This is a genomic window from Micromonospora sp. L5 (genome assembly GCF_000177655.2).
In the GTDB taxonomy this organism is placed as follows: domain Bacteria; phylum Actinomycetota; class Actinomycetes; order Mycobacteriales; family Micromonosporaceae; genus Micromonospora; species Micromonospora aurantiaca.
The window spans coordinates 211983-224120 of the sequence record NC_014815.1; the positions used below are offsets into that span (position 1 = coordinate 211983).

Annotated in this window: 16 protein-coding genes; 9 read left to right on the forward strand and 7 right to left on the reverse strand. The window is 72.5% G+C overall.

Annotated elements, in window-relative coordinates:
* Positions 1-80: 80 nt before the first annotated feature.
* The gene (locus ML5_RS01045; RefSeq protein WP_013473446.1) at positions 81-1163 is read right to left on the reverse strand and encodes a Glu/Leu/Phe/Val dehydrogenase; all 1083 of its coding nucleotides are present in this window, start codon (positions 1161-1163) and stop codon (positions 81-83) included.
* 175 nt (positions 1164-1338) lie between these two features.
* On the opposite strand from ML5_RS01045, the gene ML5_RS01050 reads away from it, so the two are divergent.
* Positions 1339-2178, forward strand: a complete 840-nt coding sequence (locus tag ML5_RS01050) for a hypothetical protein (protein WP_013283431.1) — start codon at positions 1339-1341, stop codon at positions 2176-2178.
* Positions 2179-2434: 256 nt separating this feature from the next.
* Positions 2435-2644: a BldC family transcriptional regulator gene (locus ML5_RS01055; protein WP_007073996.1), complete on the forward strand. Its 210-nt coding sequence runs from the start codon at positions 2435-2437 to the stop codon at positions 2642-2644.
* Positions 2645-2715: 71 nt separating this feature from the next.
* Here the strand turns inward: ML5_RS01055 and ML5_RS01060 are convergent, their stop codons facing one another.
* Positions 2716-3108 carry a PPOX class F420-dependent oxidoreductase gene (locus ML5_RS01060; RefSeq protein WP_013283432.1) on the reverse strand — a complete coding sequence of 131 codons (393 nt, stop codon included), beginning with the start codon at positions 3106-3108 and terminating at the stop codon, positions 2716-2718.
* Between the two features lie 55 nt (positions 3109-3163).
* Here ML5_RS01060 and ML5_RS01065 point away from each other — a divergent pair, with 55 nt between their 5' ends.
* Complete coding sequence (locus ML5_RS01065; RefSeq protein WP_013283433.1) at positions 3164-3943, forward strand: bifunctional 2-polyprenyl-6-hydroxyphenol methylase/3-demethylubiquinol 3-O-methyltransferase UbiG; 780 nt, start codon at positions 3164-3166, stop codon at positions 3941-3943.
* Positions 3944-3996: 53 nt separating this feature from the next.
* Here ML5_RS01065 and ML5_RS01070 read toward each other — a convergent pair whose 3' ends face one another.
* Complete coding sequence (locus ML5_RS01070; RefSeq protein WP_013283434.1) at positions 3997-4284, reverse strand: hypothetical protein; 288 nt, start codon at positions 4282-4284, stop codon at positions 3997-3999.
* 162 nt (positions 4285-4446) lie between these two features.
* Here ML5_RS01070 and ML5_RS01075 point away from each other — a divergent pair, with 162 nt between their 5' ends.
* Positions 4447-5304, forward strand: a complete 858-nt coding sequence (locus tag ML5_RS01075) for a 3-hydroxyacyl-CoA dehydrogenase family protein (protein WP_013473447.1) — start codon at positions 4447-4449, stop codon at positions 5302-5304.
* The gene (locus tag ML5_RS01080; protein WP_013473448.1) at positions 5301-6044 is read left to right on the forward strand and encodes an enoyl-CoA hydratase/isomerase family protein; all 744 of its coding nucleotides are present in this window, start codon (positions 5301-5303) and stop codon (positions 6042-6044) included. Before ML5_RS01075 ends, ML5_RS01080 begins: the two co-directional genes overlap by 4 nt.
* Positions 6045-6107: 63 nt before the next feature.
* Here ML5_RS01080 and ML5_RS01085 read toward each other — a convergent pair whose 3' ends face one another.
* Entirely contained in the window at positions 6108-7445 is a 1338-nt protein-coding gene (locus ML5_RS01085; RefSeq protein WP_013283437.1) for an ABC transporter substrate-binding protein, read from the reverse strand.
* 166 nt (positions 7446-7611) lie between these two features.
* Between ML5_RS01085 and ML5_RS01090 the strand changes: the two genes are divergently transcribed.
* The gene (locus ML5_RS01090; RefSeq protein WP_013283438.1) at positions 7612-8001 is read left to right on the forward strand and encodes a hypothetical protein; all 390 of its coding nucleotides are present in this window, start codon (positions 7612-7614) and stop codon (positions 7999-8001) included.
* 45 nt (positions 8002-8046) lie between these two features.
* Complete coding sequence (locus ML5_RS01095; RefSeq protein WP_013473449.1) at positions 8047-8751, forward strand: DUF2786 domain-containing protein; 705 nt, start codon at positions 8047-8049, stop codon at positions 8749-8751.
* A gap of 25 nt (positions 8752-8776) precedes the next feature.
* Here the strand turns inward: ML5_RS01095 and ML5_RS01100 are convergent, their stop codons facing one another.
* Complete coding sequence (locus tag ML5_RS01100) at positions 8777-9292, reverse strand: SRPBCC family protein (RefSeq protein ID WP_041784039.1); 516 nt, start codon at positions 9290-9292, stop codon at positions 8777-8779.
* A 258-nt stretch (positions 9293-9550) separates the two neighbouring features.
* Here ML5_RS01100 and ML5_RS01105 point away from each other — a divergent pair, with 258 nt between their 5' ends.
* Positions 9551-10309 carry a hypothetical protein gene (locus ML5_RS01105; RefSeq protein ID WP_013473450.1) on the forward strand — a complete coding sequence of 253 codons (759 nt, stop codon included), beginning with the start codon at positions 9551-9553 and terminating at the stop codon, positions 10307-10309.
* A gap of 57 nt (positions 10310-10366) precedes the next feature.
* On the opposite strand, the gene ML5_RS01110 is transcribed toward ML5_RS01105, so the two are convergent.
* Positions 10367-10747 carry a transcriptional regulator gene (locus ML5_RS01110; RefSeq protein ID WP_013283442.1) on the reverse strand — a complete coding sequence of 127 codons (381 nt, stop codon included), beginning with the start codon at positions 10745-10747 and terminating at the stop codon, positions 10367-10369.
* Positions 10744-11496 (reverse strand): hypothetical protein, encoded by a 753-nt coding sequence (locus ML5_RS01115; RefSeq protein WP_013473451.1) that lies wholly within the window; start codon positions 11494-11496, stop codon positions 10744-10746. The genes ML5_RS01110 and ML5_RS01115 overlap by 4 nt, the downstream gene beginning before the upstream one ends.
* A gap of 181 nt (positions 11497-11677) precedes the next feature.
* Here ML5_RS01115 and ML5_RS01120 point away from each other — a divergent pair, with 181 nt between their 5' ends.
* Positions 11678-12115: an ArsI/CadI family heavy metal resistance metalloenzyme gene (locus ML5_RS01120; RefSeq protein WP_013473452.1), complete on the forward strand. Its 438-nt coding sequence runs from the start codon at positions 11678-11680 to the stop codon at positions 12113-12115.
* Positions 12116-12138 lie beyond the last annotated feature (23 nt).

Here is a 12138-nt window from a genome sequence, read left to right on the forward strand (position 1 = left end):
CGGTACTAACGAGCCCGAGAATCAACTTAACGCGCACCGCCTCCGGGGGTGGAGCGCAGCCCCGCCCCCGGAGGTGAGCTTCACCGCAGATGGATCGTGCGCAGCCGGCCGACCTCGGCCATCCGCCGCTCGGCGAGCCGGTCCGCGGCGACCGCCGGCGGCACGCCCTCGTCGTCGGCGAGCTGGAGGATCTGCCGGGTGGTGTCGAAGATCCGGGTCGCCCGCAGCTTGGCCCGGTCGAAGTTGAAGCCCTCGATCTCGTCTGCCACCTGGATCACGCCACCGGCGTTCACCACGTAGTCCGGCGTGTAGAGGATGCCCCGGTCCGCGAGCACCTTCTCGATGCCCGGGTGGGCGAGCTGGTTGTTCGCCGCCCCGGTGACCACCTTCGCCCGCAGCACCGGCACGGTGTCGTCGTTCAGCGCGCCGCCGAGCGCGCACGGGGCGTACACGTCGATGTCGGAGGTGACCAGCGCCTCGGTGTCGTCGACCAGGGTGACCTGCGGGTGGGTGGTGCGCGCCCACTCCCGGGCGCGCGGGCTGACGTCGGTCGCCACGACCTCGGCGCCGTCGTCGAGCAGGTGGGCGGTCAGGTACTTGCCGACCTTGCCCAGCCCGGCCACGCCGACCCGGCGGCCGGCCAGCGTCGGGCTGCCCCAGACGTGCTCGGCGGCGGCCCGCATGCCCTGGAACACGCCCCAGGCGGTGAGGATCGAGGAGTCGCCCGCGCCGCCGTGCTCCACGCTGCGGCCGGTCACGTAGCGGGTCTCCCGGGCGATCACGTCCATGTCCGCCACGTAGGTGCCCACGTCGCAGGCGGTGTAGTAGCGGCCGTTCAGCGACTCGACGAAGCGGCCGTACGCCCGCAGCAGCGCCTCGCTCTTGATCTGCTCGGGGTCACCCCAGATGACCGCCTTGCCGCCACCGAGGTCGAGGTTCGCCAGGGCGTTCTTGTAGGCCATGCCGCGGGAGAGGTCGAGCACGTCGGCGAGGGCCTCGGCCTCGCTGGCGTACGGGTAGAACCGGGTGCCGCCGAGCGCGGGGCCCAGCGCGGTCGAGTAGATCCCGATGATCGCCTTCAGGCCGGACTGCTTGTCCTGGCAGAACACGACCTGCTCATGCCCCGTGGAGACGGGGTCGTCGGTACTGGCGAATACGCCCATGGCTGACTCCTGTGTCGGTGTGCGCCCTTGTGGGGCGCGGAACCCGGGTGGCACGCCGGCGGGATGCTGCCGGTGTCGTTGAGCCTAATATCGGCCCGAACCGTACTGTCGCGCATGTCACGCCACGGGCCCGAGGGCGGCGACGGGCGGTCCCGTCTCGTGGGAGGATCGCGCCGTGCCGTCGCTCTTCGCTTCATACCTGCGCGTGTACGAGCCGCTGACCGCCTTCGACCGGGACCGGCAGTCGTACTGGCGCCGGTACGTCAGCGAGGGCCGCGCGATCGCCCCGCTGGAGGGGCCGGTACGGCAGCGGACGGCGGTGATCGAGGCGCTCGGCGCCGGCTGGACCCGGCTGCCCGACCTGCCCGACGAGGCGTACGTCCTGGAGTCCGACGACGCGCTGCTGGTCTGCCCCTGGAACCTGCGTATCCGGGTCGCCGAGGCGGCGCTGAGCGCCCGCGACGGCGTGCCTTCGGTGCTGGCCGACGCGTTCGTGCCGCCGGTGCTCGCCGGGCAGGCCAAGGCCGTGGTGGAGGACTGGCGCAGCGGCGCCCGGGTGCTGGAGCACGGGGTGCCCCGGGTGCACGAGCAGATCGCCACCTGGGGCGTGCCCCTGCGCTGGTTCGTGCTGTTCGAGGCCGGCGAGCGGCACCTGGTCACCGAGCCGGAGCGGCGGGCGCTGCGCTACCGCACCGAGATCTCCAAGGCGCGCCGCCGGGCGTCCCGGGCGCTGTCGGTGCTGCGCAAGTCGATCGGCGAGGCGCCCATCACCGAGGCGGTCGAGGAGGCGGCCCGGTGGCTGGAGGAGTTCCACCCGCGCTCGGTGGTCGAGCTGGACTACGGCGGCCTGGTGCAACTGCTGCCGGACGAGACGCTCGAAGCCGACGACTCGACCGAGCTGGTGGCCACCGGACTGTCCGGACTGGGCCGGGGCGAGGCCGAGGAGGCGTCCGCTGCGTACGACAAGCTGGTCGCCCGCTGGCGCGCGGTGCAGCTGCTCGAACGGTGCAACTGACGCCCGGTTTGCCCTGCTAAGTGGCCTTGGACACGAGAGTGTCTCGTAGTTGATGCGTCACGAACCGTGATCATGAGTCCGAATAAGGTAGTTTCTGCGGCATAAAAGTCGTAAAAATCGGGCATGCTTCATCCGTCCGTCTAGGGACCTTCAGCCGTTCGGCCCATGTCGGACATCGGGGACTAGCCGGACCATGGGAGACGCGTCGGCCGGCGGGACCCCGGCCGATGTCTATACATGTGGAGGAGTGACCCCGATGGCATCGCGAACGCACGAACCTGAGCCGCTACTCACACCGGCCGAGGTGGCGTCGATGTTCCGTGTCGACCCGAAGACGGTGACCCGGTGGGCCAAGGCTGGCAAGCTCAGTGCCATCCGGACCCTGGGCGGCCATCGCCGCTACCGCGAGTCGGAGGTTCGGGCCCTGCTGCAGGGGCAGATCCCCCAGCAGCGCCAGGGAGACTGACGAACCGGCGTTCTCCGGCGTTCCGATCAAGGGCGGTGCCGTCGCGGCGCCGCCCTTTATCGTGTCCGGGCTCAGTCGCGCCCCGGACCGTCCAGCACGATCCGCAGCCCCACAGTGCCGCGCTCACCCCGGCGCAGCCGGCTGCCCAGCAGGCTCAGCCGCCCGATCAGCCGGTACTTCCGCTTGAGCAGCCCTCGGACCCGGTTCGTGCTCTCCGGGTCGGCGATCGTCGCGTGACCCGGCACCGCCTCGCCGTGCGGCCGGCCGCGCACGTCGCACGGGGCCACCGTCACCCGGCCGTCGCGCCGGATGCGCTTCACCTTGCCGGAGTCGGCCACCGTCCACACCGCCAGCCCGTCGCCGTCGCGTACCGCCCACACCGGAGTCGGCACCGCCCGGCCGTCCTTGCGGAACGTGGTGAGCAGGACGTACTTCTCCGCCGCCAGGCGGTCCAGGTCGGTCACGCCGCCAAGGATACGGCGGCGACGGCGCCGCCGACCCCCGGATAGCGTTGCGGGCATGACCGGGGAACCCGAGATCGGCGACGTGTTCGGCGAGATGATCCGCGACGCGTACGCGGTCGCCACCGGGATCGGACCGCGCCCGATGGCCGGCGGTCGCCTGCCCCGCCCGGTCATCGAGATCATCGAGCGCGACGACGGGCTGGTCAACGGCGCGCCCGCCGAGCACTACCTGGACCCGCCGCAGCGGTGGCAGCCGCACGACCACCGGGCCGTGGACCGGGTACGCGGGCACGTGCTCGACGTCGGCGTCGGCGCCGGCCGGATCGCGCTGCACCTCCAGGACCGGGGCGTACCGGTCACCGGACTGGACACCTCGCTCGGGGCGCTGCGGGTCAGCCGGCACCGGGGCGTACGCGACCTGGTGCACGGCACAGTCGACGAGCACGCCGCCGACGGCCGCCGGTACGACACGTTCCTGCTGCTCGGCAACAACCTGGGACTGTTCGAGGGGCGGGAACGCGCCCCGGCGATGCTGGCGGCGCTCGCCGCGCTGGCCCGTCCCGGCGCCCGGGTGATCGCCCACGGCACCGACCCGTACGGGACCACCGACCCGGTGCACACCGCCTACCACGAGCGCAACCGCCGGCGGGGCCGGATCGGCGGGCAACTACGGCTGCGGCTGCGCTACCGGCTGCTCGGCACCGACTGGTTCGACTACCTGGTCTGCTCGCCCGAGGAGTTCGCCGAGCTGGTCCACGGCTCACAGTGGCGACTGACCGACGTGGACGACACCGACCACCCCTACTACCTCGCCACCTTGGAGCTGCGGCGTTAGGAAGGGCCCCTTTCAAGCGCCTAGGCGTTAAGAAGGGGCCCTTCCTTACGTGCTCAGACCTGGACGGTGGGGGTGGTCTGCTCCGGGGGCAGCCCGCCGTCGCCGTCGACCACCTCGTCCGGCGTGCCGTCCTCGTCGATGTCCACCATGGTGATGTCCACCTTGCCGTCACCGTCGGTGTCGAACTGGAACAGGTCGGCCTTGCCGTCGCCGTCGGTGTCCACCACCCACACGTCGGTCTTGCCGTCGTTGTTGGTGTCCGCACGGAGCAGGTCCACCCGCTCGTCGCCGCGGGTCTCGACCGTCTCGGTGCTCTCCGCGCTCTCCGGTGCCTGGCTCATCTCGTTCCTTCCTTCGGCGTTGAGGGCCGTCCTTACCCCGTCCGCTCCGCCCCCACGCATCCCGGCGGCCCGGCCATGCATAGGGTCGCATGCAGGAACGAGCGAGCGGACGGGCCCGGCGGCGGAGACCCCGCGCGCCCCCGCCGCGGCGAGGGGACGTCGATGAGTGGTCGTTTTGTGGTCGTCGGGGCCGGCACCATGGGCCTCGGCATCGCGTACGTGGCGGCCGGCGCCGGGTACGCGGTCGAGCTGGTCGAGGTCGACCCCGCCCGGGGCGCCGAGGCCCTGCGCCGGCTCGGCGAACTGTGGGACCGGGGCGTGCAGCGCGGCAAGCTGACAGAGGAGGCCGCCACCGCCAACCGTGAGCGCGTCACGCTCCGGGCCGGGCTCGCCGAGGTGGCCGAGGGCGCCGACGTGATCGTGGAGGCGGTGCCCGAGCGGCTCGACCTCAAGCGTGCCGTCCTGCGCGAGGCGGAGAGCCGCCGGCCGGCGCTGCTGGGCAGCAACACCTCCAGCATCCCGATCGCCGAACTGGCCGCCGGGCTGGACCGCCCCGCCGACTTCGTCGGGTTGCACTTCTTCAACCCGGTGTGGGCGATGGCGCTGCTCGAGGTCGTGGTCGGCCCGGCCACCGCGCCGGAGACGACCGAGGCGGCCGTCGCGCTCGCCGCCCGGCTGGGCAAGGACCCCGTCGTCGTACGCGACATGCCCGGCTTCGCCACCTCCCGGCTGGGCGTCACGCTCGGCCTGGAGGCGATCCGGATGGTGGCCGACGAGGTGGCGAGCCCGGCCGACATCGACAAGGCGATGGTGCTCGGCTACCGGCACCCGATCGGCCCGCTGGAGCTGACCGACCTGGTCGGCCTGGACGTGCGGCTCGACATCGCGCGCACGCTCCAGGCCGCGTACGGGGACCGCTTCGCGCCGCCGCCGCTGCTCGTCGAGATGGTGGCCGCCGGGAAGCTGGGCAAGAAGTCGGGGCAGGGCTTCTACACGTGGAAGGACGGCGTGAAGCAATGAGCGGGCTGCGGATCGAGGAGCTGCCGGACCGGCTCGTGGTCACGCTGGACCGGCCGGAGAAGCGCAACGCCATCGACGCCGACCTGGTGGGTGAGCTGCACGCGGTCTGCGCCGACCTGGAGGCGCGTCCCCGGCTGCTGCTGCTCACCGGCGGGACGGCGGGCATCTTCGCCGGGGGCGCCGACATCGCCCAGCTCCGCGAGCGCGGCCGGCTGGACGCGCTGGCCGCCATCAACCAGGGCGTCTTCGCCCGCATCCGGGCGCTGCCGATGCCCACCGTGGCCGCAGTCGACGGGCCGGCGCTGGGCGGCGGCGCCGAGCTGGCGTACGCCTGCGATCTCCGGGTGTGCACGGACCGAGCGGTGTTCGGCCAGCCCGAGGTGCGGCTGGGCATCCTGGCCGGCGCGGGCGCGACCTACCGGCTGCCGGCGTTGATCGGTGAGGCCCGGGCCAAGGAACTGCTGTTCACCGGCAGGCGGGTGGACGCCGAGGAGGCGCTGCGGATCGGGCTGGTGAACCGGGTGGTGGCCGACCCGGCGGAGCTGCTGCCCACCGCGCACGGCCTGCTCGACGAGATGGCGAAGGGCTCCGCGCTGGCGCTGCGGCTGACCAAGATGGCGGTGGACGCCCCGGCGGCCGCGCACCCGCAGCTGGACCTGCTGAGCCAGGCGGTGCTCTTCGAGGACGAGGAGAAGCACCGGCGGATGACGGAGTTCCTGGACCGGCGCCGGCCCCGCTGAGCCCGGGAGAGACGACGAGGGCCGCACCGGTGTCCCCGGTGCGGCCCTTCGCGTCGGTACGCGTCAGTGCTTGATGTCGACTCCCGCGTCGTCCAGCGCGGTGATCGCCGGCGCTGACTCGGCGAAGCCGATGAGCAGCAGCGCCTCCGGGCCGAACGCCTTGATCTCCTTGGCGGTGCCGCTGAAGTCGACAGGCGTCTTCGGGTCGGCCGGCGGCTCGTAGGTCAGCAGCTTGATCCGGTCCGCGCCGATCCCGGCCTTCTCCAGCTCCGAGCGGACGTTCTCCTGGAGGCCCTCGCCGTACGAGTCCTTACGGGCCAGGATCGCGATCTTGCGCGGCCCGTCCCGGAGCATCACGTCGGCCAGCGCGCGGCCCTGGAGGCTGTCCGGCGGCGCGGTACGGAAGTAGAGGCCCTTGTCGTCCACAGCGCTCAGCCCCGCGTCGGTGTTCGACGGGGAGAACAGGATCCGGCCGGCGGCCACCACGTCCGGCAGTACGGCCCGGGAGATGCCGGAGCCGCCCGCGCCGATGATGACCTGGACGCCCTTGCTGACGTGCGAGGCGACGGTGGCCTTGGCGACCTCCGGGTTGGTGCCGTCGTCGCCCTCGATCCACTTCACCGGCTCGCCGAGCACACCACCTGCGGCGTTGACCTCACGGATCGCGAGCGCCGCGCCGGCCGCCAGCGGCGGGTTCGCCAGCGCCAGGTCACCGGTCTTCGGCAGCAGCCCGCCGAGGACCAGCGGGGCGTCCTTCGCCTTGCCGTCGCGCGGCTTGCGCCCGCGCGGCGGGGCCTTCGTGCTCGCCCCCGACTCCTCACCGGCGCCGACGAACTCGGTCTTGCTGTCGTCGATCTTCTGGTTGTCGAAGTGCATGGTGCCGTAGCTCGCGGTGGCCGGCTCGCCGGTGTCGGTGAACCCGGCGCGGGTCAGCGACACGCCCCGGTACTCGATGTCCCGGCCCGCGCGGGCGAGCTGGAGGCAGGCCGTCACGTCGTCGCAGCGTTCACCGCCGGTGGTCACCCCGACGATCTGCTTGGCGATCTCGGCCGGAGCGGTGGTGCCGGCGAGCTGGGCGGCCAGCGCGCTGATCACCACCGCGTCGTACGACTCGGCGGAGTAGAGGAAGTCACCCAGCTTCGGGTCTACGGCGAGTAGTCGCTCCTTGAAGCTCTCGGCAAGCGGAGTGAGGGGCGTGGTGCCCTTCATCCCGTTCACCAGGTCCGCGCGGTCCTTGAGTTCCGCGGCGTACGAATTGAGCATGTTGCCGTCGGTGCCGTAGAGGCGTACCTGGGTGGCAGGCGTTTCCTCCGGCTCGTCGCTCCCGCAGGCGCTCGTGGCGAGCAGAAGCGCCGCGCAGGCCATGGACAGGGCCGCGCGCGACGTGCGTGTTCTCAGCATGGTCGTCCTTCCTCCGGCGAAGGTCCGCTGCGCACCTTAGCGTGCTCGCGCGGCATGCGGGACTGTGGAGTCGGCTCCGTCGGCACCCCGACTGCGGGTATCACTCTGCGTGGTCGACGGGCCGTTTCCGGGTCACGGCTTGACCCCCGGCGATACTGTTCCGCGGGTGAACGACGAAGCACAGCAGACGCTCGACGACGCGACCGCCGTGCTCCGTTCCGCCCTCGCCGGTGACGGCGCCGGCGTGGTGGGCACGTTCGACGCGGTGGTGGACCGCTCCGGCCTCGCCGGGGCGTACGGAGTGGCGTGGTGCCTCGCCGCCACCATGCTCGGCGACGACACCCCGGGCGGCGGCGCCGCCCTCGACTTCCCCGGCATCGACCAGGCCGACTACGACACCCGCTGGGTGGCCCGCTTCGTCAGCGCGTGCGCCAACGACGACGCGGACACCGGCGAGGCGCTGTTCGGGGCGGCGGCCGCCGACGGGCTGCTGCCCGACTGCCTGCTCACGCTCGCCGGGTCGACCATCGCCACGCTGCGCAGCCGGTCGGACTGAGCCCGGCGCGCGGCCCGGCGCCCCGGCTGTGGTAGCTCTGGGTGCATGTCCGAGGCGATGCTCAGCAAGGTGCGCAAGCTGCTCGCCCAGGCCGAGGACCCGGCCTGCACGCCCGCCGAGTCGGCCGCCTTCATGGCCAAGGCCACCGAGCTGATCGCCCGCTACGGCGTCGACCGGGCGCTGCTCGCCGCCCGTGACCCGGCCGCCGACCCGGTCGGTGACCGGACCGTCGACGTGATCGCGCCGTACGCCCGGGACAAGGCCGGCCTGCTCGCGGCGGTCGCCGAACCGCTGCGGTGCCGATGCGTACGCCGCCGGCAGGGCAACGGCTTCGTCATGCACCTGTTCGGCTTCGCCAGCGACCTGGAACGGGTCGAGCTGCTGTTCACCTCGCTGCTGGTGCAGGCCGCGCACGGGCTCGCCGGTGCTGCCGTACCGGCCGGGGAGCACCCGGCTGCGTTCCGGCGTACCTGGCTGGCCGGGTTCGCGTACGTCGTCGCGGAACGACTGCGCGCGGCCGAGAGCAAGGCGGTGGCGGAGTCGGGTGGAACCTCCACGGCTCTGGTGCTCGCCGACCGCTCCGATCGGGTCCAGCGCCGGGTCGCCGAGGCGTACCCCCGGTTGCGCACGGCCCCGCGACGGCGGCTGGCGGGCGGTGGCTTCGGTTCCGGCGCGGACGCCGGCCGCCGGGCCGACCTCGGTGGCACCGGCGTGGCCGGGACCGGCGCGGCGCCCGGTATCGCCGGCTGACGGGCTGCTGTCCGGTCGGTGCGGGTCAGGCGCTGGTGCGGGCGACGGTCGCCAGGTAGCGGCAGAGCAGTTCGTGCCAGCCCGCGGTGAGCGCCTCGCGGTAGCCCTCGGCCGCCGTGCCGTGCCTGTCGAAGTAGCGGTGCTCGACGTCCACCCGGGTCCGCTCCGGACCGCCGGCGTGGAACAGGACCTCCACCTCGCTGGCCCGCGCCGGATCCGGCACCGGCACCCGGTCCGGGCCGATCTGCCAGGTGAACACCAGGCGCCGGGGCGGATCCCAGGTCAGCACGCGGCCCCAGTCGTTGCGGAAGCCGTACGGGCCGATCTCGTAGAGCATGCCGCCGGCCCGCGGCTCGATGCCGATCGCGGCGAGCGCCTCCGGGCCGGACCAGGTGTATTCGCGCACCCACCAGTCGGCGAGCGCGCCGGTGAAGACGGCGTACGCCCGCTCGGCGGACGCCGGGACGAGCAGGCTGCTGCGGAGGGAGAAGCGGTCGGATTCCTGCCGGACCTCATCCGGATCGGCCATCTCCTGTCCCATAGGTCCGGACCATACCGGCTCATGTCTCGGTGTGCAGCTTCCGTTCCGCCCGCTTCCGGACACCGGGAACACCGGTTCCCGACAGCGCTGAGTGGTGGGACAGGCGCTCTGCGCAAGGCGCGACGGCGCTTCCGGGAGGTGCCCCGGCGGGGCTTCCGGGAGGTCAGGGCGGGCGTCCGCGAGGTGGGGGTGGGCGACGGATGCCGTACCGGAAAGCGGGTAACCGCGGCCGATCGGACCGATGGGAGAGCGGGGAGCATGACCGACAGCCGAGCCACCGAACCAGTGCCGGACCCCGGTGACGAACTGACCGGCTCGCCGGCCGGTCCCGAGTCGGAGCCGGACGTCCTGCTCGACGTGCCTGAGCTGACAGTCGACGAGATCCGGCTCGCGGTGGACGGGCTCGACGCCGACCTGTCGCTGCGCGCCCGGCTGGCCAACCTGCTCCAGCTCGACGCCGGAGTCCGGGTGCACCTGGAGGGCGTCGAGCTGGACATCACCGGGGTGAGCGCCGAGGCGCTGCTCAAGGTACGGCTGGAGAAGCTGGTGCAGATCCTGGACCGGGCGCTGACCACGATCGACCGGAACCCGCAGCTGATCGACGCGCTGGCCCGCTCGGCCGGTGTCACCCTGGACGACGTGCACCGGCTCGCCGCGCCGGTGGTGGACCAGACCGGTCGTACGGTGGCCGCGGCCGGCGAGGTGGTCGAGCGCACCGCTCCGGCGGTGTCCGGCCCGATCGAGGCACCCGAGCCGCCCCGGCGCCCGGCGCGGACGGAGTCCGAGCGTGCCGCCGGATCGGGGCAGGGCGCCGGTGCGGGCCCGTCGGCGGAACGTCCCACCGAGAAGAAGCGCGGTTCGGAGCGCCCGGGCGGGGCCGGCCAGCCGGCGAGCGCCGCCGCCGAGGCGGCTCAGTTGGCGGGACAGGCCGGACAGGCACTCCGGCAGGCCGGCCGGAGCGTCTGGGAGGCGATCCAGGGCAGCCCCACCCAGAACCGCCGCCCCCCAAAGACCTGACCGCCCGCCGCCGGCCCCGCCGCCCGTCCGTCCGGGATCGGGTGACCGGGGAGGGCGTCACGCGGGTGGGAAGTCGTCCGGACCGGCCGAGGTGGAGGGCTGTGCGGCCTGCTGGTGGCGGCGGAGGAGTTCCTGGAGGGCGGCGATCTCGGACTGCAGGGCCTGACGTCCCTCCCTGGTGATCCGGATCCACGTCCGCGGACGACGGCCGTGGTAACCCTTCTCCACCTGGATCAGGCGTGCCTCCTCCAGCACGGTGAGGTGCCGGGACAGGTTGCCCGCGGTGAGTTCGAGGGCCTCCCGGAGATAGGCCACCTCCACCCGCTCGCCTTCGGCGGCGATGGTCAGGATGCCGAGCCGGTGCCGCTGGTGGACCGTGTCGTCGAGACCGTTCGTCGGGAATGGCCCGCCCGCGCGAGGGTCGTCCACGGTGCTCACGCGTACCCATTGTGCTGCTTCTTCGCGGCGGCGAGCGTCAGACCCCCGCCGATCAGCAGGACCGGTGCCGGGAGCATTGCCGCAAGCATGAAGCTGAACCGGGTCAGATCACCCGGTTGCAGGTCGGAGACCTGGAACCAGGCGTTCACGGCGACGAGCACGACGGTGTAGAGCCCGACCACGACCCACAGGCTACGGCTGCGTTCGAGGTGGGCGAGGACCGCCAGGCCCACGGCGATCACGAGGTGCGGCAGCATGCCCCGGTTGGCGAGGCCGAGCAGCGGACCGGTCAGCCAACTGGTGCCGCCCGACACGGGTGCGCTGGTGTTGAACAGCAGGAACTCCAGGACGACCGGAAGGGCGAGGCCGACGAGTGTGCCCGCGATGCCGGCGATGACGTACGCACGGGTCGGGGTCTGAACGCCCGCTCGCCGGCCGTGCCAGCGGTACCAGGCCAGGCCGGCCAGGTAGCCGCCGACGAGCGCGGCCAGCCAGTACCAGCCCAGAGCGGTCGACTTCTCCAGGAAGCCGCCGCCGAGACCGGTCAGGACAGGACCGTCGGACCCGGCGCGCAGCGCGGGTGGCTCCGCCGACTCCACGTACAGCGGCGCGGCCGCCGCGATGAGCACCCCGAAGAGCAGGAGCGGAAGCCAGTACGCCTGACGGGCCGCCCGCGCCTGCCGGCGGAGGGTGGTCATCGAGGCGAGCAGTTCCTGGGCATTGTCCTCGCGGGGTGACTCGGACGGCATGGTTCCTCCCGGCAGCCGTAGCGCTGTGACCCAAATAGGTTTGCATCGCAAACCTATTCGCGCAAGAGGTCGAGGGGTCTCGAACATCGGCGCCTGTTTCGACATTTCTCTAGGTTGACAGACTTCGAATCAAGAGGCAGGGTGGAGACTGCTTCGATGAACATCTAGACAGGGGGTTCCCATGTCCCGCGTCCAGCTCGCCCTGCGCGTGTCCGACCTCGAAGGCTCCGTGGCCTTCTACAGCAAGCTGTTCGGCGTCGAGCCGGCCAAGCGCCGCCCCGGCTACGCCAACTTCGCGGTGGAGAACCCGCCGCTGAAGCTCGTACTCCTCGAAGGTGAGCCCGGCCTGCCGACGGTGATGGACCACCTCGGGGTCGAGGTGTCCACCACCGAGGAGGTCAACGCCGCGACCAACCGCCTCACCGAGTCCGGCCTGATCACGCTGGAGGAGAACGACACCGAGTGCTGCTACGCGCTCCAGGACAAGGTCTGGGTACGCGGCCCCGGCGACGAGCCGTGGGAGGTCTACACGGTCAAGGCCGACTCGCCGCAGCTGGCGAAGGCGACCGAGAGCGCCTGCTGCGCCTCGGACACGGCGGCGCAGCCCGCCGCTGTCTGAGCCGGATGCCACGAGGTCCCCAC

Bases quoted from the DNA above. Each gene is read 5' to 3' on its own strand.
- ML5_RS01045 (WP_013473446.1), bottom strand. From the start codon at position 1,163: ATGGGCGTATTCGCCAGTACCGACGACCCCGTCTCCACGGGGCATGAG.
- ML5_RS01055 (WP_007073996.1), top strand. From the start codon at position 2,435: ATGGCATCGCGAACGCACGAACCTGAGCCGCTACTCACACCGGCCGAG.
- ML5_RS01065 (WP_013283433.1), top strand. From the start codon at position 3,164: ATGACCGGGGAACCCGAGATCGGCGACGTGTTCGGCGAGATGATCCGC.
- ML5_RS01070 (WP_013283434.1), bottom strand. From the start codon at position 4,284: ATGAGCCAGGCACCGGAGAGCGCGGAGAGCACCGAGACGGTCGAGACC.
- ML5_RS01075 (WP_013473447.1), top strand. From the start codon at position 4,447: ATGAGTGGTCGTTTTGTGGTCGTCGGGGCCGGCACCATGGGCCTCGGC.
- ML5_RS01080 (WP_013473448.1), top strand. From the start codon at position 5,301: ATGAGCGGGCTGCGGATCGAGGAGCTGCCGGACCGGCTCGTGGTCACG.
- ML5_RS01085 (WP_013283437.1), bottom strand. From the start codon at position 7,445: ATGCTGAGAACACGCACGTCGCGCGCGGCCCTGTCCATGGCCTGCGCG.
- ML5_RS01095 (WP_013473449.1), top strand. From the start codon at position 8,047: ATGTCCGAGGCGATGCTCAGCAAGGTGCGCAAGCTGCTCGCCCAGGCC.
- ML5_RS01100 (WP_041784039.1), bottom strand. From the start codon at position 9,292: ATGGGACAGGAGATGGCCGATCCGGATGAGGTCCGGCAGGAATCCGAC.
- ML5_RS01105 (WP_013473450.1), top strand. From the start codon at position 9,551: ATGACCGACAGCCGAGCCACCGAACCAGTGCCGGACCCCGGTGACGAA.
- ML5_RS01115 (WP_013473451.1), bottom strand. From the start codon at position 11,496: ATGCCGTCCGAGTCACCCCGCGAGGACAATGCCCAGGAACTGCTCGCC.
- ML5_RS01120 (WP_013473452.1), top strand. From the start codon at position 11,678: ATGTCCCGCGTCCAGCTCGCCCTGCGCGTGTCCGACCTCGAAGGCTCC.